The organism is Terriglobia bacterium (assembly GCA_032252755.1).
In the GTDB taxonomy this organism is placed as follows: domain Bacteria; phylum Acidobacteriota; class Terriglobia; order Terriglobales; family Acidobacteriaceae; genus JAVUPY01.
The window spans coordinates 223,123-245,103 of the sequence record JAVUPY010000024.1 but is presented as its reverse complement, the minus strand read 5'-3'; the positions used below and the strand labels follow the sequence as shown (position 1 = coordinate 245,103).

The following is a 21,981-nucleotide window of genomic DNA, read 5'->3' as shown; positions in this document are numbered from 1 at the left end:
GAGCCTAAAGATGACCCGCGGGTAATCGGCATCGCTTCAGCGGCAAAAGAACTCGTTGAAAAACGCGACCTTTGGCTCAATCCCCCTGACGCATCCGCCGACGAATTGAAGAAGCGCACCCTCACCAACCTATATAACCAGCGTCCACAATGGCTCGATAACCTCCACAAGGCCCTCGACGCCGCCGTATTCGCCGCCTATGGCTGGCCTGATAATCTGTCCGACAACGAGATACTGGAACGCCTCCTTAAACTCAACCAGGAGCGCGCCGCCAAAACCAAAGCCGCTGGAGCGCAATCGTGAGCGGCGAAAAACCTGTCGTAAGCAGGCCCCAGACAATCATCGACGCGGGCCACGGCCTCGCAATCGATCAGGCCATGGCCCAGTTTCTCCAGATCGCTCGCGAACGGGACGGCCTTACCCGCAAACTCGTCTCCATTCGTCGCCACATCCTGACCCTCGCCCGTTTCACCGAATCGAACGAACAGACCCAAAGATTCTTGATGAACATCGACGAGCTGATCTGGCCACCACACGGGACTACCGACGCCGTCCGCTTCGCGCTCCGCTATTCCGGTGAGTGCATGACCGGCAAACAGATCAAAGATTTCCTTGAAGAGAAAGGGTTCGACTGGCACCGTTATACAAATCCTGCCGCCGCGGTCCGCAATAGCATTCTGAGCATGATTAAACGCGGCGAAGCATCCGACAGGATTCAGAAAGACGGAACAAAGACATTTCGCTACGTTCCCAAGCAGGACAGGCTTTCGAGGAGAGATCATTGACCTGGGCAACTGACGCCCAGGCAACTGAGAACTGAGAACCGGGAACTGAGTGCTGGTTTGTTCCCATTTTGGAACTCCCCGAGAATTTTCCTCATCTCCAGCCACCGACACCCTTGACCCCACGTTGTACAATTGTTCTGGACACAGTCCATCGAGCGGCGCCCCTAGCGGGCGCCGCAACTGTTTGGGCCCGGTTCTTTCTCATCCCGACCCGTCGCTGCGGTACTGGCCGCGGCCGACGCCCACCCAAGACTCCGTCTTGGGCCTGTTCGCTCTCGTCTTTCGCTCACTGTCGTCTTCATTCTTTGATTCTCAACTTCCGGCCTTTAGCTTTGCGCTCGTCCCTTTGACTTCATCCCCGGTACCTGGTATCCGGCACCCGGCACCCAAGGAGCTCTCCATGTCCACACTTCGTCTTTGCTCTCACATCAAAACCAACGGCATCAAATGCGGCTCGCCCGCACTCCGCCATCACACTCTCTGCTACTTCCATTACCAATGGCAGCGCCGAGACCAGCGCCGAATCCGACTCGGCGGTCCCGTCGCCATGAACAAGAACACCGGCATCGAACTCCCGCTCCTCGACGGCCCCGAAGCCATCTTGGTCTCGATCATGGAAATCCAGCGCGGCCTCCTCGACCAGCGCATCGAGATCAAAATGGGTACCGCACTCTTGTACTCACTCCAACTCGCCCTTCAGGCCCGCATCCCCACGTCCGGCCTCTCCGCCCGCGAACCCGTCCGCGAATGTCCCGAACTCGACATGGACCTGGAAATGGAACGCGCCCGAGCTATGCGCCCCGCCAAAGAAAAGTGCGCCGCCTGCCCCAAACAAGACGAATGTTTATCCCCCCGCAACTGCCGCAAACTCCCCAAATTGCCGAAAGGCTACCGCCGCGAAGGCGACCGCCTTGTTTGTGAACGCTCTCAATCCACCGAAAAAGATGATTCGTCATCCCGAGCGGAGCACGCGTCAGCGTGCGTAGTCGAGGGACCTGCTTTCTCCCCGACCGAAGCCACCGCCCTCGACACCATCCCGATCCCCGAGACCGGCACTCACTCGCTCCGAGAAAGTAGCCCCGGGCGTGAGCCCGGGGAAACGGGTCGCAAGCTCTCTCCGAGTCGCGCGAACGCGCGACGCCAGATCGCGTCCCCCGAAGAGCAACAAACGCTCCTTCGGCTCCGCGACTCACGTCGCTCCGCTCAGGATGACACCTCAAAAACCGACGTTATCTCTCACGGCGACAATATTTTGGGATTTAAAACCAACGCGCTCATAGATCTTCCGCCAAAATTTCCGCAACTCGTTGAAACCACACAACCGCAAAACTAGGGGGGCTCGATGGCCCGATGGCACGATTTCAGTCCCCGGTCTCTTCGCCAGTTCCTTCGTCGGCTGTATCATCGCTCCGAGCTGAAGACTCACATTTGCGAACGGCGCGCAGAATGTGGGGCACCAAGGCAGAGGTGAGGAGGAGTTGTGAGGGCGGAGATGGTTGGGGAGTTGTGCAGTTTGGCGGCGCGGTTTCAGGACCAGGGTGAGGTTTCGATCGTTGAGATGCTGGCGAGTACGGGGTACGCCATCGGGGATGAGATTTCCGACGAGGAACTGGAAGGGTATTTGAGAGAGCATCCGGAGCTGGTAAATGCGTGGCTGATCGAGTCGAAGAATACGAGGGAGAGTCCGGCGTGGTATATCTTTCCGCCGAAGGATGGGCCGGAGTGGGTGGTGAGCCATTATCCGGACAACAGCAGGCAGACGTTTACGGACAAGTTCAAGGCATGCGCGTTTTACGTGAGGGTGTACGTGAAGCAGCTCGCGTCGCGACAGACGGCCAGCTACTATGGGCGGGTTCCGAAGTGGAAGGGGTAGGGGAGCAGCTAAGGCTATGGTCAATGAAGTTTCTCCAGCAAGGCGTTGGAGAGTCGTGCTCCTCGCTATTGTGTTCAGTTTCCTCGCCTGCAGGATTCGCGACTACAGCGCTGGGGTTCGGGAGATCGAACGGCGCTAACCTCGGCGGCTAAAGCTGGCTTATTTGAGGCGTGCTCTTCGGCACGGCTGAAGCCGTGCCCTTCAAGACATACCACTTCCCGGAACCGCTGGAAGCTGTGCCTTGATACGTGGGGGACGGAATGGAGACGTGGGGCGCGGAATGGAGCGATGTTGTCAAAATGCGACACTAAGGTTGGGGTTACTGGTTGGGTAATCCTTTACGATTCTTTAACTTAGCTGGATACGAATTTTCTTGACCGGGTTAGGCGGTTGTAGCTAATTTAGAGCATCAGTCAGGCGTAATTCCGATCCTCGGTGGCTGTAGGCTGATGGTACTTGGGCTGGTCCTCCCTGCGGGCCGGCTGCGACGCACCCTGGCAATCCAGATCACAAGCCAAAGGCAGTGATTCGTTTGCGAGAAGCGGCTGTTATCGCGTTGTGTCTTGATTTCGCTATTGCAGGGAAACGAGAACTACCCCACCCTAAACACCAAGAGATGTCGTTCAGGATGGGGACCCGAAGAGTAAGTTGTAAGCGGAAGTTTCGGGATGGAGAAAAGAGCAACTTGGGTAATGGGATGTGCATCGAAAGAAATGGGAGTCACTTCCAGCCCATTAGATCCCAAGCAGACCCCGCGCGGCGGTAGGCTCGTCGGCGATCACCAGCTCGTGACAACCGGTTCCGGCTCATATTTCGGGCTCTATTAAGGAGAATTTCTAAAATGCGTTCAGACAAGGTATTTGAGGCGTTGCACACGGTTCGTAACCGCTATATGCTGTGCCAGCTGGCATCGAAGGCTACCCGCAAGTTTCACAAGCCCAACACACGTATCCAGGAAACGACGAACGATGTGTTGAACCGGATTGCGGAGTCGGAGCGGACGACGGTGATGGCCGAGCCGCTGAACGCGAGCGAGGCGCAGCGTCGGGCTGCGTAGACTGAGTTTTGGACGCTGCGGAGTTTGCCGCATCCGCAGCGTCCAGATAACCCCAGCGGCACATTCCAATCTTCCTTCCTTTCCGAAGAAAATTCCCGTAGGTGAACATGACGATTGCAGAACTGAAAGAAAAGAACATCACGGAGCTCACGAAGATCGCCCGCCAACTCGATCTTCCTGGCGCCAGTGGACTCCGCAAACAGGATCTAATCTTCAAGATCCTCCAGGCGCAAAGCGAAAAAGAAGGGCACATCTTCGCTGAAGGCGTGCTCGAAATCCTGCCGGACGGTTACGGGTTCCTTCGTTCGCCGGACTATAACTACCTGCCGGGTCCGGACGACATTTACGTATCGCCGTCGCAGATTCGCAAGTTCGATTTGAAGACGGGCGACACGATCAGCGGCCAGGTTCGGCCGCCGCATGAAGGCGAGAAATATTTCGCGCTGGTGAAGATCGAAGCGGTGAACTTCGAGTCGCCTGAAGAGGCGCGAAACAAGATTCTGTTCGACAACCTCACGCCCCTTTATCCGCAGGAGCGGCTGAAGCTGGAAACGGTGCGGGACAACATCAGCGCGCGAGTGATGGATTTGCTGACGCCGCTTGGCAAGGGTCAGCGCGGATTGATCGTTTCGCCGCCACGCGCCGGCAAGACGATGATCCTGCAGAACATCGCGAACTCGATCACGACGAACCATCCGGAAGTGGTGCTGATCGTGCTCCTGATCGATGAGCGTCCGGAAGAAGTTACGGACATGCAGCGGTCGGTTAAGGGCGAGGTCATCAGTTCGACCTTCGACGAACCGGCGGCGCGGCACGTGCAGGTTGCGGAAATGGTGATCGAGAAGGCGAAGAGGCTGGTCGAGCACAAGCGCGACGTGGTTATCCTGCTGGATTCGATTACGCGACTGGCGCGCGCTTACAACACGATCGTTCCGCCTTCGGGCAAGGTGCTGTCGGGCGGCGTCGACTCGAATGCGCTGCAGCGGCCGAAACGATTCTTCGGCGCGGCACGCAACATCGAAGAAGGCGGTTCGCTGACGATCATCGCCACGGCGCTGATCGAAACGGGCAGCCGCATGGACGACGTAATCTTCGAAGAGTTCAAGGGCACGGGCAACTGCGAAGTCATCCTCGACCGCAAGTTGTCCGACAAGCGCGTATTCCCGGCGATCGATATTCAGCGCTCGGGTACGCGTAAGGAAGAGCTCATCATTCCCAAAGAAGACCTGCAGAGGATTTGGGTGCTGCGCAAAGTCCTGAACCCGCTCTCGCCAGTGGAAGCGATGGAATTGCTCATCGACAAGCTGAGCAAGACAAGAGGGAATTCGGAGTTCCTGTCGAATATGAGCTCGCTGTAGAAGCACGGTGCAGTTCAATGATTCAGTAGATCGGTGGTGATCGGATCCGGGAGCGGGATGCTCCCGGATTTTTTTCGCTCATGGCGCTGCGCTTTGCCGTCCTCTGTACTACTGCAAAATGCAGTACTGTTAGCGATTCGCGGTGAAGTCGGCGCTCCAGAAATGCGGTGTGTCCCGACTAACTGTTGATAATTCATCTACTTAGCCCGGCCTTCCTGATTTGTCCTTCAGATGCATATAGAAGTATCGAATTCATGCAGTCTCCAAGGTCGTCGGAGGCAATTTATGTCGATACTCTTCGTACTCTTAACTTTCTTACTACTCATATCGATCACATATTTCCGCCGCCAAAGTGCCGAAACGGCGATGCAGATGAAGCCGGCGGTTCGGCCACCAGTTCGTCCACAGCTGACACGCGAGTTGGGGTTCGAGATTCCCAAGGGCTATTGCTTCCATCCAGGACACACTTGGGTTCTGGACGAAGGACGCCAGAACGCACGGGTTGGCATGGATAGCTTTGCCGCGAACCTGCTCGGAAAAATCGAACGCATCGAGATCGGGGCTCTGAATCGCTGGGTTCGGCAGGGACAGAAGCTGCTCACACTCACTCGCGATGGTACAGCCATTGATCTGTTGTCGCCGATCGAGGGGGTGATCACCGCGGTCAATCATGAAGTGATCAAGGATCCGAACCTGATCCTGACCGATCCTTATCGCAATGGATGGATCTGCATCATCAAGTCGCCCGAGATTACGACGAACGTGAGGAATCTCGTGCAGGGGCCGCTGGTTAGTCCATGGTTGCAGCACTCCGTCGGGCGCGTGACCACGATGGCACAGCAGATGATGCCGGCGCTGGTGCAAGATGGCGGCCTGCCGGTGAGCGGAATCATGTCGCAACTCGATCCCGGCTCGCAGCGCAGACTGGTGAAGGAATTTTTCCTGACATAGCGCTTACTCGACAAAAAAAGAAAGGGGGAAAATATGCCAAACAAAAAAGCTATCCTCGTCGATATCAAGCGCTGCATCGGCTGCCAGCAATGCGAACAGAGTTGCCAGCAGGTTCACGGAATGCCGGTGGAACACCAGGCGCAGCTTTCGGAAACCGCACTCACATTCGTAGATCAGAAGGGCGAGAAGTTCGTTCGTCGCATGTGCCTGCACTGCGAAGATCCGGCATGCGCTTCAGCTTGCCTCGTCGGGGCACTCAAGAAGTCCCCACTCGGCCCGGTCACCTACGATTCCAAGAAGTGCATGGGCTGCCGCTATTGCATGATTGCGTGCCCGCAGGGCGTGCCCAAGTACCAGTGGTCGAAACTCGCTCCTTATGTCAAGAAGTGCGACATGTGCTACGACCGCCAACTTGCCGGTGGTATTCCCGCATGTGTTGAAGCTTGCCCGGTACAGGCGAGCACGTTCGGCGATCGCGATGCCCTGCTGCGTGAAGCATGGGAGCGCATTCGGAATGACTCCAGCTATGTGCCGCGTATCTACGGCGCCGAGGAGTTCGGCGGTACGTCGGTGTTTTATATCTCCGATGTTGCCTTTGAGAGCCTCGGGTTCGTGGCGCCGCCGCTCGGTTCGGAGCCGCTGCCAGCGCTTTCCGCGGCCGCGCTGGGCGAAACGCCGACAGTTGTGGTTGTCGGCGGGTCGATACTTGCTGCGCTGTACTGGATCACACAGCGCAAGCGACAGGTGGCATTGGATGAACTGCGGGCACTCGACAACAAGAAGGAGGAAAGGAGCTAGCCATGACCACCGAGAATAAGCCTCGCATTGTTACCTTCTGGCGCGTCGCGACTCTCATCATCTTCATGGTCGGCGCCTATGCGTGCTACCTGCGCTTCTTTCGAGGATGGCAGGCGAGTACGAACCTTTCCGATCTTCAGCCCTGGGGGCTTTGGGTTGGTTTTGGAACGCTGTGCGGCGTAGGACTCTCCGCAGGCGGGTTCGCGATAGCTGCTGCGGTGTATCTGCTGGGCATGGAACGGTATCGGCCGCTAGTACGTCCGGCGGTGCTGCTCTCGTTCCTCGGATACTCGACGGTCTGCATCGGCATGCTGTACGAACTTGGGCTGCCGTGGCGCATCTGGCACCCGATCATTTACTGGAATGGGCACTCGGTGCTGTTCGACGTTTCGCTGTGCGTGATGTGCTACACGACGGTGCTCGCGCTGGAGTTCGCGCCGTACGCCATCGAAAAGATCCCGTACGTGAAGCTTCGGGTTGCGCTTTTGCACTACCATCATCGCGTTCTGATCGGCATCGTGCTCGCGGGCGTGCTGCTCTCGTCGATGCACCAATCATTCCTCGGCGGACTGTTCCTGATTGCGAAGGGTAAGGTCTATCCGCTGTGGTACAGCCCGTATCTGACGACGCTGTTCTACTTATCGGCGATTCCGGCCGGCATCGCAATGCTGACGATCGTGCTTTACCTCTGCGTGCGTTCGCTCAACGTGAAACTGGAATACGGACTGCTGGAAGAGATGAGCCGTGTGATGGGCCTGTTGCTGGCGGTGTACGCGGTTTTCCGCCTGCTCGACCTCATGAAGGGCGGCGGCATCCATTACATCTTCGCGCCACGCGTGGAGACCGCCTATTTCTGGGCCGAGATTGCGTTCCTCGTAATCATTCCTCTGTTCCTGCTTTCCCAGTCGCGCGTGCGCAACAACCCGCAGGCGCTCTATTGGACATCCGCAGTGGTGGTGATGGGCTTTATGGCTAACAGGTTGAACGTTTCCATCACCGCTATTGACGCCGTGACCGGCGCGCACTACGTACCCAAGTGGCCGGAATTCGCGCTCACCATCGCCGTGGTGACCGGGGCAGCCGTACTGTTCCGTCTCGCCGTCATCTACCTCGACATCCTGCCGAAGAAATCATTGGAGCCCGCAAAGGCACCAACCTGGGTTCCCGTGGCCACGGCAGAAGCGTAGGGGCCGTAGACTGTGGATCGTGGATTGTGAATTGAAATTCCGCTCCGATTCATTCGCAACCACGGTCCACTGTCCACGATTCGCGGCGATTGCGCCCCCGGGAGGTCCAAATGGCCGACTCATCATTCACGATCAACAATTCCCGAATCGCTCCGCCCACGGACCTCGACGAAATCTCCGATCCTCTGCTGGAATCCACGGCTGAGTTGGAACGCTGCGCTCACGCCCTCGATCTGGAAGACTGGATCCTGCTCGGGCTGAAACAGTTCGAGCAGGAGACGACTCTGCATACGATCTTTCCGAGTGAAGGATGCGCTAAAGCGGGCGGGAGGCCCGCTCACACCGCGGACGAGAAGCCTACGCCATTGATTCAACCTCTTACCGCTCTCTGGGTGCGTCACTCGACGGTGCGCGGCGCACCGATTGTTCCCCTTTCAATTAGCGGCAGTGCATATCTGAATTCTGTCCGCGCCAAGGCCATGCGAACGACGTGGGCGGCGGCTCTTTATGGACTCGATACGGGCGGCGGAGCGGCGGCAATCATTCTCGATCCCAATGCATACGGAGAGAACGGCCTTCGAGAAGCGGTGAAGCGCATCGGGCAGGTGATGGCGCCTTTTTGCGCTCCGCATCTCTCGCAATCGGCTGACGTGGGTCTTTCTCCCACCATCATTCCCGACGGATTGAACTCCATCGAAATGGAATGGCTGAACGCAGCGTTCCGGCTGTCCGGAAACACCTACACTCGTATTGCCGGCAGACTTTACGGTCCGCCGTTCCTGCCGGAGTCGGATGACGTTGGCTCGGTCGAGAACGCGACCGCATTCTGCCTGATGGAACTCATCCGCTGTGCGACTGGCCACCTGCGCGAAACCCGTGTCGCCATCCAGGGATTCGATCCCGTCTGCCAGAACCTGGCGCACCGTCTCCACCGCTTCGGCGCTCGCATCGTTGCCGTTGCCGATGTCAGTGGCGCCCTGCGAGATCCGCTAGGGATGGATCCCACCGCGCTAATCGCTTACACGCGCGAGAACGAACTGCTTGTGGGGTATCGGCCGGCTGAGGCCATGGTCAATGCCGACCTGCTTGAGTCCGATTGCGATGTGCTCGTCCTGGCGTCCAGCGTTCGCCAGATAGCGCCACATAACGCCGCGCGCGTCCGAGCCCGCTCGATTCTCGAAGTTACGCCGCACGCTATCACCCCCGCCGCAAAAACGGAGTTAAGCGCCGCCGGCAGGACCATTGTCTCTGACCTGGTGTGCGGCGGCCTCCGCCTGCTGTACTACGGAACTGAATCCCAGCGCGCTATCTTTGCCACTCGCCCGCAGCCGTGGCTACGTCGCCGGATCCGACACACCTGGTCTGAAATCGAATCCGCCGGAACTAAATGGCGAGTACCTCTGCACCAGGCTGCCGAAATGCTGGCGGTCGACCGCGTGTCGGAGGTGTTGAGAGCGAGAGGAGTCTGACCAACCGCAAAACCGAAGATCGGGTGAACGAAGAATAACAGTCAAAAAGCGCAACAAAAGGTCCTTCAGCGCCGCTGGTCCGCATCTGAATCAGGCGTGCGACGCTCAGGATGACCCGGAGTCAAGGACTGCTCGGGAAAGGGATCACATTTCCACTTCTTCTTTGTCCTTTTTCAATTTGCGGAGGAGCGAGGTGGTGTGGATGCCGAGGATGCGGGCGGCCTGGGTCTTGTTGTTGCCGGTGGCGGAGAGGACCTCGTGGATGTAGCGCTGCTCGAGTTCGCGGAGGGTGACGAACTGGTGGCCGGTGGGTGAGACCTCGGCGCAGGTCATGACCTCGGCGGGAGTGATGGGCTCAGGCTCGTAGTCGCGGATTTCTTCGGGGAGTTGATCGGCGTCAATCTCGCCTTCAGGGGCGAGGATCATGGTGCGCTCGATGACGTTCTTCAGTTCGCGAATGTTGCCGGGCCAGGAGTAGTGGCGAAGGAGTTCGGCGGCGGCGTGAGTGAAGCCGGAGAATTTCTTTTTCAGATCGCGGTTGTAGCGCTGCATGAAGTCGAGGGCGAGGGGGACGATGTCTTCGGGGCGCTCGCGGAGAGCAGGGATGAAGAGCGGCATCACGTTGAGCCGGTAGAAAAGGTCTTCGCGGAATTCTCCGTGGAAGGTGGCTTCTTTCAGGATTTTGTTGGTGGCGGCGATGATACGGACATCGACGGAGATGGGGCGCGTGCCGCCGAGTCGCATGAATGTACCTTCTTCGAGGACGCGCAGGAGCTTTGCCTGAACGCTGGATGACATGTTGCCGATTTCATCGAGGAAGAGGGTGCCGTGGTGGGCTTTTTCGAGGAGACCCTCTTTGCGACGACGGGCGTCGGTGAAAGCGCCGGGTTCGTAGCCGAAGAGTTCACTTTCGAGAAGCGTGTCGGGAAGCGCGGCGCAGTTGAGTTCGACCATAGGCTCCTGCGCGCGCGGCGACTGGTAGTGGATGGCCTTGGCGAGGACCTCTTTCCCGGTGCCGCTTTCTCCCTGGATGAGGATGGTGGTCCTGTCGGACTCGGCGGCCTTGCGGCACATCTCGAGCATCTCGCGCATTTGCGGATTTTGGGTAACGACGCGGCCGAAGTCGTAACGGCCTTTTTGGGTCTGTACGGTTTCGCGAACGCGGACGCGAAGAGCGAGCATTTCGGAGGCGCGCTGGATGGTGTTGAGCAGGTCGGTGATGTGGAAGGGCTTGATGAGGTAGTCGTAGGCGCCGAGTTTCATCGATTCGACGGCGCGATCGACCATGTGATAGGCGCTCATCATGAGGACGACGGTGCCCGGATTAAGCCGACGGATCTGGCGCAGTACTTCGATGCCGTCAATGCCGGGGAGAACGACGTCGACGAGGGCAAGGTCGGTGTGTTCGGCGGTAAAGGCCTGGACGGCGTCTTCGCCGGACGAGGCGACGGCGACTTCGTAGCCCTCGGCCTGGAGCGCGCGACCAATGGTGCGGAGGGTGAGAGCTTCGTCGTCGACGACAAGAATGGAATAGGACATCAGGCCACCACCTCATCGTGATCGACCGGCATGCGGCCTTCCTGACGAATGGGAAGAGTGAAGCGGACGGTGGTGCCGTGGCCGGGAAGACTAATGATACGGATTTCGCCGCCGTGGCTGCGAATGTAAGCCTGGCTGATGCTGAGGCCGAGGCCTGTGCCTTTGCCGCGCTTGGTTGTGAAAAAGGGTTCGAAGACGTGGGGGAGAACGTCGGCGGGAATGCCTTCGCCGGTGTCAATAACGGTGATCTCGATGTTTTCTGCGAACTTCACTTTTTGGGCCGCGATGGTGATGGAGCCACCTTCGGACATGGCCTGGGCGGCGTTGAGAAGCAGGTTCATCAGCACTTGTGAAAGCTGGTTGGCGTCGGCGGAAATCTGAGGCAAGTCGGCGGGGATATTCTTCTCCAGCGAGATGCGGCGGAACATGGGTTGGTGCTGAAGGAAATAGAAAGCTTCCGCGACGAGGCGGTCGAGATTGATTTTGTTGATGAGGAGCGGGCCGGGGCGCGCGTAATTGAGCAGGCCTCGAACTGCGGACGAAATACGCTTGGCACCTTCGATGCAGCCTTCGACCTCAAGGCGGTGATCTTCATCCTGCATTTCTTTTTGCTCCATCTCAAGGTGGGACATGATTCCGAGGAGTGGGTTATTAATTTCGTGGGCAGCGCCGAGGGCGAGTTGAGCGAGCGACGCGTACTTTTCGTAATCGCTTAACTGCGATTGGAATTGGAGCTTTTCGCGCTCGAGTTCGCGTTCCTGCTGAAGTTTGCGGACGAGTTCCTTCTGGGCCTGGTCGCGTTCGTGTTCGGCGAGGGTGGCGGTTTCGTGGGCGCGGGCGAGTTCTTGCCGGATCAGGCGAAGGTCGTGCATGCGTACAAGGAGGGCGACGAGGAGGACGGCGACCATGCTGAGGATGACGAGCAGGAGCGTGGTTCGCTGGGTGACAAGGCGGGAAAGCCAGCGTGGGTTCGAGAGAACGGCAACGATGACGAGTATGGCGGCAAGGACGAGACTGAGGATAAGAGGTTTGATCGAGGAGTCGGTCGGAACCTCGGTGTAGGCGCTCGTTTTGGCAGACGGCGACGACATAGCTCCTCGTGTTCATGATTGGCTTCGCGAAAATGGGCTGCAGTGATAGGGGTCACGGGGAGGGGTGAGAAAGCAACCGAAGAAGCGAAGAACGGGAGAAGCCAAGAACGGGAAGATGATTCAACCGTTAGGGTCGCCGAGTTCGTGTTCGCAGATGTCGGCGAGGGGGCAGCCGCAGGCGCGGCAGTTTTGGAAGTTGGTACGGTGCTGGTTCATTTCGCTGAGTTCCTGGCCCATGAGGCGGACGACTTCCATGCCGAGGACAGGCCGGGTGCGAATGAAGTCCAGGAACTCTGGGGCGGCGACAAAGCGGAAGGTGCAGTCGGCTTCGCAATGGGCACTGAAGTTGTACGGAGTGGAGCAGAGGGTTGCGGGGAGTCCGATAACGCAGCCCGGGCCGAGGAGCCGTTTAAAGATTTCGCGGCCGTCGTCGGCGAGGATCGAAACGCGGGCGAGGCCGTTTTGAATGATGTAGACGCCGCGGCAGTCGGCACCCTGGCGCACGATGATGTCGTTGCGGAGAGAAGCGACAGGATCGGAGAGCGGCTGAAGGGCCTGGAGAAGTTCCGGCGACAGCTGGAAAGGGCTACAGGGCTGAGAGTTTCCGAAGTTGACGGTCAATGGTTCCCCTGGCGCGGATTATCTGAGCTTCAAGATAAATGTTTGATAAACATCGTTCTGTGATGTGAATCACAATGCCGTATGAGTAGCTATGGGCAGGGAGATACGACGAGCGCGAACTGCAGTTGCTTCAATGGTTTAGACTGCATTGCATGCGACTGCCGTTGGAACTCGCAGCGAGAGTGGCGGAATTTGGCGCACGGGTTCCGGCTGCGGAATTGAAGGGGGCGGCAAGGCGGCTCTCGGATGAATACCGGGCAGGGGCTCCGGCGAGAGCATTGCGGGGCAAGTCTGAGCAGTTGGCGTACTTGATGGTTCGGATGCCGGCGACGTATGCGGCGGTGGTTTCGGCACTTCAGACGGGGCGTGAGTCGATGCCGGGGTTCGCGCCGGAGAACTCGATTGATCTCGGGGCGGGCCCGGGAACGGCGCTGTGGGGGGCGTGCGAGGTTTTTCCTTCCTTGCAGAGATTGCAGGCGCTCGAAAAAGACGCCGGGCTGGTGTCGCTGGGGCGAGAACTGGCGGAGCGAGCGAGCGGCGCGATTCGGGAAGCTGATTGGCACAACATCGATCTGCGCTCGTGGAAGGCAGAAGGGAGATACGCCCTTGTGGTCGCGTCGTATTCTCTGGGCGAGCTTTCGGCGGCGGATCGGAAGCGGGTGCTGCGGGTGGCGTGGGAGGCGTGCGACGGTGCGCTGGCGGTGATTGAGCCGGGGACGAGGAGAGGGTTCGAGGCAATTGCGGAGATGCGGGATTGGCTGATTGCGGCGGGGGCAAAGCTGGCGGCACCGTGTCCGCATGAGTTGGCGTGCCCAATGCGGGTGGCGGGGGACTGGTGCCATTTTTCCGCGCGAGTGGAACGGACGGCGGAGCATCGACGATTGAAAGAGGGCGAACTTGGATATGAGGACGAGAAGTTCTCGTATGTCATCGCGTCGAAGCTGCCGGTGGAGAGGCCGGGCGCGAGGATCGTACGGCATCCGATGCGGTATTCGGGGTACACGAAACTGAAGCTTTGCACAGGGGAAGGGCTGAGAGAAGAAACGGTGACGCGATCGCGAAAAGAGAAGTATCGAGAGGCGAAGAGAGCGGAGTGGGGAGATGGGTGGGAAAGAATTGACGATTGACGATTTTCTCATTGACGAATGAAAAGCATCCGCTATCGGGCGATCGTGCAATCGGAGCGGATGCAGGTCCTTCGGGGAGCCGGACCTCAGTACAGAGTCCGCTGCATATGCAATTCATTACGGCACGGCTGAAGCCGTACCCCTTCAAGCGATTTGAAACGACGCTACATAGTCCAGCCGAGGGCTTCGGCGATTTGGGAGCAGAGGAGCATGGGGTCGAAGGGCTTGGCGAGGACGGCGTCGACGCCGAGTTCGGCGAAGCGTTTGCGGTCGGAGCTTTGAACTTTGGCGGTGAGAAAAATCACGGGGATGGCGGAGACGGCGGGGTTCGAGCGCAAATTATGAAGAGTAGTGGGGCCGTCCATGTCGGGCATCATGACGTCGAGCAGGATGGCGTCCGGGTGTTGTGTTTCGGCGAGGCGGATGCCTTCAGGACCTGAGCGCGCCTGGACGACACTCCAGCCGCAGACGGCCTCGATGCTCATGGCCGCGACTTCGCGGATGTCGTTTTCGTCGTCGACAATCAGAATCTTGCGATCAGCCATTTTCCCCCTTTTCTGCGACTGGTGAAGGATCCGGCAGAACCTGCGCTAACAAGGCGAGGACATGCTGTTCGAAATCGTTGGGCGGAGTTGCGTTCTTGGTGAAGAACTGGGTTCGGCCGAGGGTGAGGCGTGCTCGTTCTTCGGAAGAGAGTTCGCGGCCGGAATAGACCATGACGGGGAGATCGCGAAACTTCTCCGAATGACGCATCCAGTGCACGACGGAGAAGCCGTCGCCGAGAGGAAGGACGACATCGAGAACGAGAAGGTCGGGGCGATATTCGGGGAGGACCTGTATGGCTTCGCGACCGGAGCGCGCAATACGCGTATCGATGCCGTCGGACCGCAGCATGGATTCGATGAGGCGCGAGAGTTCGGGGTCGTCCTCGACGATGAGGACTCGGGTCTTGGCGGCGCGGCCACCCAGGGCTTGACTCAAGGTTCGGAAGAATTGCGACTCCTCTAATGGTTTTGTGACCCAACCCGCGACGGAGCCGTTGCCGCCCTGATTGCCGTCGGGGCGGACCACACTGAAGATGACGACCGGGATGTGAGCGGTTGCAGGATTTGCCTTGAGATTGTCGACGACCTGCCATCCGTTCATGGAGGGCATCAGCAGATCGAGAACAATTAATTCAGGTGGTTCGGCCTGGGCGGATCGAATGGCTTCGGCGCCGGAACCGACGGCGCGCACGTGGAAGCCGCGATCCTCGAGAAGGTGGCCGACGACTTCGCGGACGGCAGCATCGTCATCACAGAGAAGGACGGTAGCGCCGCGGGCGTGATCGGTTTCGTGCGGCGCGGCAGTTTCGGCGAGAGGCAGGGATACATGGAAGGTGCTGCCTTCGCCGAGTTTACTTTCGGCCCAAATCTCGCCGCCATGCTGCTGGACGATACTGCGACAGATAGCGAGGCCGAGGCCGGTGCCGCCTTTTTCACGGGAGTCGGAGGCATCGACCTGCTGGAAACGCTCGAAGATGGAATGGAGTTTGTCGGGTGGAATGCCGCGGCCTTGATCGGCGACGGTGATGTGCACGTGGTCGGATTCGATCCGGCCGACGAAGGTGACGGTGCCTGATGCCGGGCTGAACTTGATGGCGTTGCTGAGCAGGTTGGTGAATGTCTGGATCATGCGATCGGAGTCGGCGAGGACGGTGGCGTTCACGGGTCGGAGTTCGAGGGCGACACCGTTCTTGTCGGCCATGGGACGCATGACTTCGAGGGCTTGGGTCATGAGGTCGCCGATCTCGACTTCGCGCTTCTGCATGGTGACGCGACCGGAGTCGATGCGTTCGATGTCGAGAATATCGTTGATGAGGCGGACGAGGCGGTCGGTGTTGTTGACGGCGATATCGAGCATGCGCTGGGCTTTATCGGGGAAAACACCGACTTTGCCGCCGGCGAGGAGACCGAGCGCGCCACGAATGGAAGTGAGCGGCGTGCGAAGTTCGTGGCTGACGACGGAAATGAACTCGTCTTTCATGCGGTCGATTTCGCGACGGCGGGTTACATCCTGGAAGGTGATGACCGCGCCGATGATATCGCTATCAGTGCCACGAATAGGTGCGCCGGTGTACTGTGCCGGGAAACTGGTGCCGTCCTTGCGCCAGAAGGTTCCTTCGGCGCTGGTGCGCTGACTACCTTCGGTGAGGGCGTGGAAGATTGGGGTCTCGTTCTGCGGAACGGGGGTTCCGTCTGGACGTGTGGGATGGAGCGCGACGAAAACGTCACGCCCGGCGAGTTCACCAGGACCGTAGCCGAGCAAACGTTCAGCGGCGGGGTTGATGAAGGATATGTGGTAGTGCGGGCCGATGCCGATGATGCCTTCACCGGCGGATTCGAGGATGAGTTGTGTCTGGCGGCGGAGACGTTCCGCAGAGCGCTCCAGCAGCCTTCGCTCGCGCAGGTCCTTGAAGATGACGTACATGGCGAACGCGAGAAAGAGGACGGCGCAAGTGCTTCCGATCTGGAGAATAAGAGATACGCTGCGCTGGGCGTTTTGAGTCGCAAGGATGCGATCCTGAAGAGCGCGGAACTGCTGCACCTGCAGTCGGCCCGAGGTTTCGCGGATGCGGTCCATGATCACGCGGCCTCGAATGAGGAGTTGGCGTTGGGTATTGGGGTGGTTGTGCCCGGAACGCCGAAGTTGGACCTGCTCGTCGGAGATGCGGATCTTCTCCTCCACGAGGGAGTCCAATTGCAGGATTGCGGTGCGAACTTCGGGATCGCGGACCTCGGCGAGCAGGCGGTTGATGCTGTTGCGCGCGCGAGGCACGGCTATGAAATAAGGACCAAGAAACGGAGTTTCCCCGGTGAGGGCGTATCCGCGGCTTCCGGTTTCAACGTCCTTCAAAGAGGACATCACGTCACGGAGGTCGTCGAGGATCTGCTGGGTGTGCTGCTCGAAGTTACTGGCGTCGCGGAGGTCCATGGCATTCCTGTAGGAAGCCACTCCGACGATGATGAGAATCACGAGGGCTACGGTGAAGCCTGCGGCAATAGCGCGTTCAGCCGACCATCTCATGAGAGAGCCTTGTCACCCATTTGGGGGAAATCCTGCGAACATGATAGTCGGTCGCAGAGCAATGGAAGAACGGAAAAGCAACCGAAGAACCGAAGATCGGGTGAACCGAAGAACGGGAACAAACGAGCATCCGGGAAGGTACGTTCAGGGGAGAGGTCTCCAAACCGCCGCGTGGAAACCCGCATCCTAGCAGGGGCAAGAACGAGGAGGTCAATGTATGGGTGAGGAGAAGAAGCGGGGTGCGCCCCAGGTGAAGCCGGGAGAACCGGAACACCGGGGCAGCGGGCGAGATCCGGAAGAACGGCCTGCCAAGAAACCTGATGAGATCAGGGAAAGATCACTGGATAAGACATTAGCGGACTCGTTTCCGACGAGCGATCCGCCATCGACAATTCCGGACTCGGAAGAGGGAGAGGACGCGGCGTAAGAAGGCAACCGAAGAACCGAAAATCGGAAGAGCCGGAGATCAAAAGTAAAAAGACAAAACCACGCAAAACCAAGAACAAAGCTAGAGTCAAAAGCCCCACCCGAGGAGATGAAGCCAAGGGTGGGGCACTTCAGTCAACTCATCAGCAGGGGGCGGCGTTATTTGCGGCCGGACTCCGCGGGTGCAGATTTTTCGGTGGCGGTTTCGGGTTTCAGAGAGCGGAGGTAGGCGGCGACGGCCTTGGCGTCCGCGTTGTTGAAGCGGTATTCGGGCATGGGTGGGCGCGGGTGCTTGCCGTCGCGGTCGACGCCGGTCGCAAGGAATTTGAGAATTTGCGGGTCGGACCAGCCCTCGAGTCCGGCGATCGGCGGCGCGGTTCCCGCCCAAGGCATTTCGACAGAAGGTGAGAACATGATTGGAGCGCCCTGGAGCCATTTCTGCTGAATGTAGGCGCCTTTCTGGTCGCGCGGTGTGTGGCAGTCCTGGCAGAGGCCGACTTGGGTTACGAGGTACTTGCCGCGTTGGACGGCGGGATTGGGTTTTGAATTCGATCGAGGCTTCGAGCCAGTTTGTGCCCAGCCCGAAATGACGGTGAGCCCGGCGAGGCACACTACAGCAACGGTGATCTTCATTTTCTTCCCCACAAAGAAGTTGTGCAGCCTGGAGCTGCGGTACGGAGTTGTGCTACGTGCCGTATCCATCCGGGTGCTGCTGGTGCCATTCCCAAGCGCTTCGGATGATCTCCTCGGGATTGGAAATTTGCGGCTGCCAACCCAATTCGGCCCGAATCTTTTCGGAACTGGCGACGAGTACTGACGGATCTCCGGCGCGTCGCGGGCATTCGACAACGGGGATGGGGCGGCCGGTAACTCGACGCGCGGCGTCGATGACCTGGCGAACACTGAATCCGTTCCCGTTGCCGAGGTTGTAGACGAGTTTCTCCCGGGTTTCAATAGCATGCAAGGCCAAAAGATGAGCTTTTGCGAGATCAAGAACGTGAATGTAGTCGCGAACGCAGGTGCCGTCAGGCGTGGAATAGTCGGTGCCGAAAATGGAAATGTTGGGACGCTTGCCGGCAGCGGCTTCAAGCACAAGAGGCACAAGGTGCGACTCGGGATGGTGCGCTTCGCCGAGTTCGGCGGTTGCGCCCGCGGCATTGAAGTAGCGCAGGCTGGCGTAATGAAGGTCGTGGATGCCGTTCATCCAGGCGAGCATGCGTTCGACGAGGAGTTTCGATTCGCCGTAGGCGTTGGTTGGGCGGAGAGGCGCGTCTTCGGGAATGGGAATGGTCTCCGGGTCACCGTAGAGCGCAGCGGTTGAGGAAAAGACGAAGCGCTGGACGCCGGCTCGCAACATGGCTTCGAGCAGGGTGAGCGTGTTCACCGTGTTGTTGCGGAAGAAACGCTCGGGAGTTTTCATGGACTCGCCGGCTTCGATGAAGGCGGCGAAGTGCATCACGGCGTCAAACCTGGCGCGGCCGAAAATTTCGGACAGCCGGTTGGAGTCGGCGATATCTGCGACGATGAGGTTGGCGCCCTGAACGACGGCCTTCCGGTGACCATTGCTGAGGTTGTCGACGACGGTGACGGTGTGGCCTTCGCGAACGAGTTCGGCGACGGTGACGCTTCCGATGTATCCGGCTCCGCCGGTGACGAGGATGTTCAATGAGTTCTCCCGAAAGGCGATTTTCAATTTCCACGGGGGTTGTGTCCAGAGCGGGCGCAGAAAAGCACCTGATTTGTAATATTCGTGTCAGCAGGAGAGATTCGCGGCGGCCGGCCATCTTGCTGGTGCGCCTGTAACTCTATGAATTCAGGCGAGTTGTGGGATGATACCCGGGATTGTTCACATGTCACAAAGTGGTGTGACAACGCCCGTTGACCCAAGCCAGCCGGGTGGCGCACAATGAAGTCGGAATTGAAAATGATTTTCAACTTCATAAAACGTCCTCATCGTAAATCACGGGCCACGCTGGCGGATCTGCACGTCGGAGAAAGCGCAGTGCTTGAGAAGCTGGAGATGGAACCGGCGACGGCAGAACATCTGATGAACCTTGGTCTCATTCCCGGAGTTGAAGTCCTGGTTGCGCACAGCGGACCGGGCGGGGACCCGCGGATCTATCGCGTGGAAGGCACGGAGTTGGCGCTGCGGGGAGAACTCTCGCGGTGTATCACGATCGAACCACTGTCGGCTGCGGCAGATTGATGCGAGCGTATCCGTGAGCGCCTCCTGCCATGCCGATGGCTCAGCACTACAGGCAGAATTAGAAAACACCTCGCGCACGGTGGCGCTGGTTGGACCGCCGAACTCGGGAAAGACGACACTGTTCAATCGGCTGACCGGATTGCGGCAGAAGGTCGGCAACTTCCCGGGCGTCACCGTCGAACACCACACCGGAATTGTTCGCGCGGAGAATGGGAAAGAAGTCGCGGTCATCGATCTCCCCGGAATCTATAGTCTCAACGCAATTTCAGAAGACGAGCGCGTGACCGTGGAAGTGCTGCACGGGCGCATGCAGGGAATGAAGCGTCCTGACGCGGTGGTGCTTGTGGCTGACGCAACGAACCTGAGCCGGCACCTGGTACTGGCGGCGCGCGTCATCGAACTGGGATTTCCCACGCTCATCGTCCTCAACATGGCCGACGAGTTGAAGAAGCAGGGCGGTTCGGTGGATGTTTTATCGCTGGCGCGGCAGTTGGGGACTCCAGTCGTGCTGGCGAGTGCGACGACGGGCGAGGGACTGCCGGCAATCACGAATTTTTTGACGGTTCGGGTGGAAGAGCCGAAGCCACTCGACTTGCCGGTGCTGCAGGACGCGAAGGGATATCGAGACTGGGCGTTGCGCGTCGGCAAAAAGGCGTCGTATCGGAAGCCGGCGACGCCAGTGTGGACAGAGCGGCTGGACAGAATCTTTCTCCATCGCATCTGGGGCGTGGTGATTTTTGCGGTCACGGTGCTGCTGGTTTTCCAGGTGACGTTCGTGATCGGGCAGGGGCTCTCTAACCTATTCCAGGAAGGGTTGAACGCAGGCGGACATTATTTGGGCGCCCTGCTGCCCGATAACTGGGTGCGGTCATTCCTGATCAAGGGCGTGTGGACAGGCGTGGGATCGGTGCTGGTGTTCCTGCCGCAGATCCTCATCCTGTTTTTTGTGATCGGAGTGCTGGAGGATTCGGGGTACCTGGCGCGGGCAGCAGTGATTGCCGACCGGACGATGTCGCGCGTGGGACTGAATGGGAAGTCGTTTATCCCGCTGCTGTCGGCGTATGCGTGCGCGGTTCCGGCGATCATGGCGACGCGGACGATTCCGAACAAGAGAGACCGAATAGCGACGATTCTGATTGCGCCGTTCATGACGTGCTCGGCGCGGCTGCCGGTGTACACGTTATTCATTGCGGCGTTCATACCGGCGAAGCCGCTGCTGGGACCGATCTTCGGGATGAGGGCGGCGGCAATGACGAGCCTTTACGTGCTTGGGTTCCTGATGGCGGTGATCACGGCGCGGATTTTGAAGTCGTCGATCTTGAAGAGCGATGCGGTGCACTTCGTGATGGAGATGCCGCCTTACCGCTGGCCGACGGCGGCGTCGCTGGGACTGCGGCTGCTGGATCGCTCGAAGGTTTTCCTGGTACGCGCGGGAACGATCATTCTCGCGGTTGCTGTGGTGCTCTGGGTTCTGACGAATTTCCCGATGCACAATGGGAAACCGCCGGCGATTGAGGACAGCGCGATTGCTTCGGTTGGGCACTTCATCGAGCCGGCAATCCGGCCGATGGGGTTCGACTGGAAAATCGGCGTAGGACTGATCTCGTCGATCCCGGCGCGCGAAGGGATCGTGGCGACGCTGGGGACGCTGTACGGGGTAGATCCGGAAGCGCACTCGATGGATTTGCAGGCGGCGCTGGCGCATGAGTTATCTTTCGCTGGTGCGGTGGCTCTGCTGCTGTTCTTTGCGTTTGCGATGCAGTGCGCGTCGACGATCGCGATTGTGCGGAGAGAAACGAATTCGTGGAAGTGGCCGGCGATACAGTTCGGTTATATGACGGTGGTGGCGTATGTGTCGGCGACGGTTGCGTACTACCTGCTGAAATGATCGGGTGATCGGGAAATCTGGTAATCGGAAGATCGGAACATCGGACGATCGGAAGAATAACAAACAAGAATCGACAATGGCTCTGCTTTTGGCAGGGCCTTTGCTTTTGTCTCAAATTACCCGATTACCCGATCTCCAGATCGGCCGATGGTTCTGGCGTGTGTTCGCGGAGGATGACGAAGCCGGTGAAGACGGCAAGGCCCAGCATGAGGACGCGGGTGATACCGGCCAGGTGGAAGGGAGGGTCGCCGAAGAGGATGCGGAAGAGTCCGGCCGATGCGCTGGTGGAGCAGAAGGCAAAGTAGAGGCGCTCGAGAAAACAGCTCGAAAACCAGGTGAGGATGAGAAGGACAGCAGTGACGATCAGGTAGATCGTGAGAAGGGAGACGGTGGCGCCGAAGGCGGTGTGGATGTGGATGCGGGCGGGCGGCATGTACGACGGTACCTGGATTAACGCGACGAGCAGGAAGAAGACGGAGTGCACGAGCGCGATGATGGCGCGCTTGCGGTTGGTCAGAATGGCGTAATCAGGCATCTAT

The 21,981-nt window shown here is 59.0% G+C and carries 22 protein-coding genes; 14 read left to right on the top strand and 8 right to left on the bottom strand.

Annotated elements, in window-relative coordinates; all coding sequences use genetic code 11:
- The 10 genes from ROO76_05330 to ROO76_05285 form a co-directional block, all read left to right on the top strand.
- A partial coding sequence (locus ROO76_05330; GenBank protein MDT8067572.1) for a hypothetical protein occupies positions 1 to 303 on the top strand: 303 nt, incomplete at its 5' end.
- Entirely contained in the window at positions 300 to 785 is a 486-nt protein-coding gene (locus ROO76_05325; protein ID MDT8067571.1) for a hypothetical protein, read from the top strand. The genes ROO76_05330 and ROO76_05325, both read left to right, overlap by 4 nt.
- Positions 786 to 1,185: 400 nt before the next feature.
- Entirely contained in the window at positions 1,186 to 2,118 is a 933-nt protein-coding gene (locus ROO76_05320) for a hypothetical protein (protein ID MDT8067570.1), read from the top strand.
- Between the two features lie 180 nt (positions 2,119 to 2,298).
- On the top strand, positions 2,299 to 2,658 hold the full coding sequence (locus ROO76_05315; GenBank protein ID MDT8067569.1) for a hypothetical protein: 360 nt from the start codon (positions 2,299 to 2,301) through the stop codon (positions 2,656 to 2,658).
- A gap of 841 nt (positions 2,659 to 3,499) precedes the next feature.
- Positions 3,500 to 3,715 (top strand): DNA-directed RNA polymerase subunit omega, encoded by a 216-nt coding sequence (locus tag ROO76_05310; GenBank protein ID MDT8067568.1) that lies wholly within the window; start codon positions 3,500 to 3,502, stop codon positions 3,713 to 3,715.
- Between the two features lie 107 nt (positions 3,716 to 3,822).
- Positions 3,823 to 5,073, top strand: coding sequence for a transcription termination factor Rho (rho, locus tag ROO76_05305; GenBank protein ID MDT8067567.1), 1,251 nt, complete (start codon positions 3,823 to 3,825; stop codon positions 5,071 to 5,073).
- A 285-nt stretch (positions 5,074 to 5,358) separates the two neighbouring features.
- Positions 5,359 to 6,024, top strand: a complete 666-nt coding sequence (locus ROO76_05300; GenBank protein MDT8067566.1) for a glycine cleavage system protein H — start codon at positions 5,359 to 5,361, stop codon at positions 6,022 to 6,024.
- Positions 6,025 to 6,057: 33 nt separating this feature from the next.
- Positions 6,058 to 6,822: a 4Fe-4S dicluster domain-containing protein gene (locus ROO76_05295; protein ID MDT8067565.1), complete on the top strand. Its 765-nt coding sequence runs from the start codon at positions 6,058 to 6,060 to the stop codon at positions 6,820 to 6,822.
- A 2-nt stretch (positions 6,823 to 6,824) separates the two neighbouring features.
- A complete protein-coding gene (gene nrfD / locus ROO76_05290; protein ID MDT8067564.1) occupies positions 6,825 to 8,009 on the top strand; it encodes an NrfD/PsrC family molybdoenzyme membrane anchor subunit in 1,185 nt (394 codons plus the stop codon).
- A gap of 110 nt (positions 8,010 to 8,119) precedes the next feature.
- Positions 8,120 to 9,478: a Glu/Leu/Phe/Val dehydrogenase dimerization domain-containing protein gene (locus tag ROO76_05285; GenBank protein ID MDT8067563.1), complete on the top strand. Its 1,359-nt coding sequence runs from the start codon at positions 8,120 to 8,122 to the stop codon at positions 9,476 to 9,478.
- Positions 9,479 to 9,622: 144 nt separating this feature from the next.
- Here the strand turns inward: ROO76_05285 and ROO76_05280 are convergent, their stop codons facing one another.
- The 3 genes from ROO76_05280 to ROO76_05270 form a co-directional block, all read right to left on the bottom strand.
- Positions 9,623 to 11,017 carry a sigma-54 dependent transcriptional regulator gene (locus ROO76_05280; protein MDT8067562.1) on the bottom strand — a complete coding sequence of 465 codons (1,395 nt, stop codon included), beginning with the start codon at positions 11,015 to 11,017 and terminating at the stop codon, positions 9,623 to 9,625.
- Positions 11,017 to 12,108, bottom strand: coding sequence for an ATP-binding protein (locus ROO76_05275; protein ID MDT8067561.1), 1,092 nt, complete (start codon positions 12,106 to 12,108; stop codon positions 11,017 to 11,019). Before ROO76_05275 ends, ROO76_05280 begins: the two co-directional genes overlap by 1 nt.
- A 120-nt stretch (positions 12,109 to 12,228) precedes the next feature.
- Complete coding sequence (locus ROO76_05270) at positions 12,229 to 12,729, bottom strand: cyclic nucleotide-binding domain-containing protein (GenBank protein MDT8067560.1); 501 nt, start codon at positions 12,727 to 12,729, stop codon at positions 12,229 to 12,231.
- Positions 12,730 to 12,881: 152 nt separating this feature from the next.
- Between ROO76_05270 and ROO76_05265 the strand changes: the two genes are divergently transcribed.
- Positions 12,882 to 13,856 carry a small ribosomal subunit Rsm22 family protein gene (locus tag ROO76_05265; GenBank protein MDT8067559.1) on the top strand — a complete coding sequence of 325 codons (975 nt, stop codon included), beginning with the start codon at positions 12,882 to 12,884 and terminating at the stop codon, positions 13,854 to 13,856.
- Positions 13,857 to 14,020: 164 nt separating this feature from the next.
- Here ROO76_05265 and ROO76_05260 read toward each other — a convergent pair whose 3' ends face one another.
- Positions 14,021 to 14,401 carry a response regulator gene (locus tag ROO76_05260; GenBank protein MDT8067558.1) on the bottom strand — a complete coding sequence of 127 codons (381 nt, stop codon included), beginning with the start codon at positions 14,399 to 14,401 and terminating at the stop codon, positions 14,021 to 14,023.
- Positions 14,394 to 16,922 carry a response regulator gene (locus ROO76_05255; GenBank protein ID MDT8067557.1) on the bottom strand — a complete coding sequence of 843 codons (2,529 nt, stop codon included), beginning with the start codon at positions 16,920 to 16,922 and terminating at the stop codon, positions 14,394 to 14,396. Before ROO76_05255 ends, ROO76_05260 begins: the two co-directional genes overlap by 8 nt.
- 217 nt (positions 16,923 to 17,139) lie before the next feature.
- Here ROO76_05255 and ROO76_05250 point away from each other — a divergent pair, with 217 nt between their 5' ends.
- Entirely contained in the window at positions 17,140 to 17,349 is a 210-nt protein-coding gene (locus tag ROO76_05250) for a hypothetical protein (protein MDT8067556.1), read from the top strand.
- A gap of 158 nt (positions 17,350 to 17,507) precedes the next feature.
- On the opposite strand, the gene ROO76_05245 is transcribed toward ROO76_05250, so the two are convergent.
- Positions 17,508 to 17,981, bottom strand: a complete 474-nt coding sequence (locus ROO76_05245) for a c-type cytochrome (protein ID MDT8067555.1) — start codon at positions 17,979 to 17,981, stop codon at positions 17,508 to 17,510.
- A gap of 52 nt (positions 17,982 to 18,033) precedes the next feature.
- Entirely contained in the window at positions 18,034 to 19,014 is a 981-nt protein-coding gene (gene galE, locus ROO76_05240; GenBank protein ID MDT8067554.1) for a UDP-glucose 4-epimerase GalE, read from the bottom strand.
- Positions 19,015 to 19,254: 240 nt separating this feature from the next.
- Here galE and ROO76_05235 point away from each other — a divergent pair, with 240 nt between their 5' ends.
- Positions 19,255 to 19,554, top strand: a complete 300-nt coding sequence (locus ROO76_05235; GenBank protein ID MDT8067553.1) for a FeoA family protein — start codon at positions 19,255 to 19,257, stop codon at positions 19,552 to 19,554.
- Between the two features lie 13 nt (positions 19,555 to 19,567).
- Positions 19,568 to 21,442, top strand: coding sequence for a ferrous iron transporter B (locus tag ROO76_05230; GenBank protein ID MDT8067552.1), 1,875 nt, complete (start codon positions 19,568 to 19,570; stop codon positions 21,440 to 21,442).
- Between the two features lie 124 nt (positions 21,443 to 21,566).
- Here the strand turns inward: ROO76_05230 and ROO76_05225 are convergent, their stop codons facing one another.
- Positions 21,567 to 21,977: a hypothetical protein gene (locus ROO76_05225; protein ID MDT8067551.1), complete on the bottom strand. Its 411-nt coding sequence runs from the start codon at positions 21,975 to 21,977 to the stop codon at positions 21,567 to 21,569.
- Positions 21,978 to 21,981: the final 4 nt, after the last annotated feature.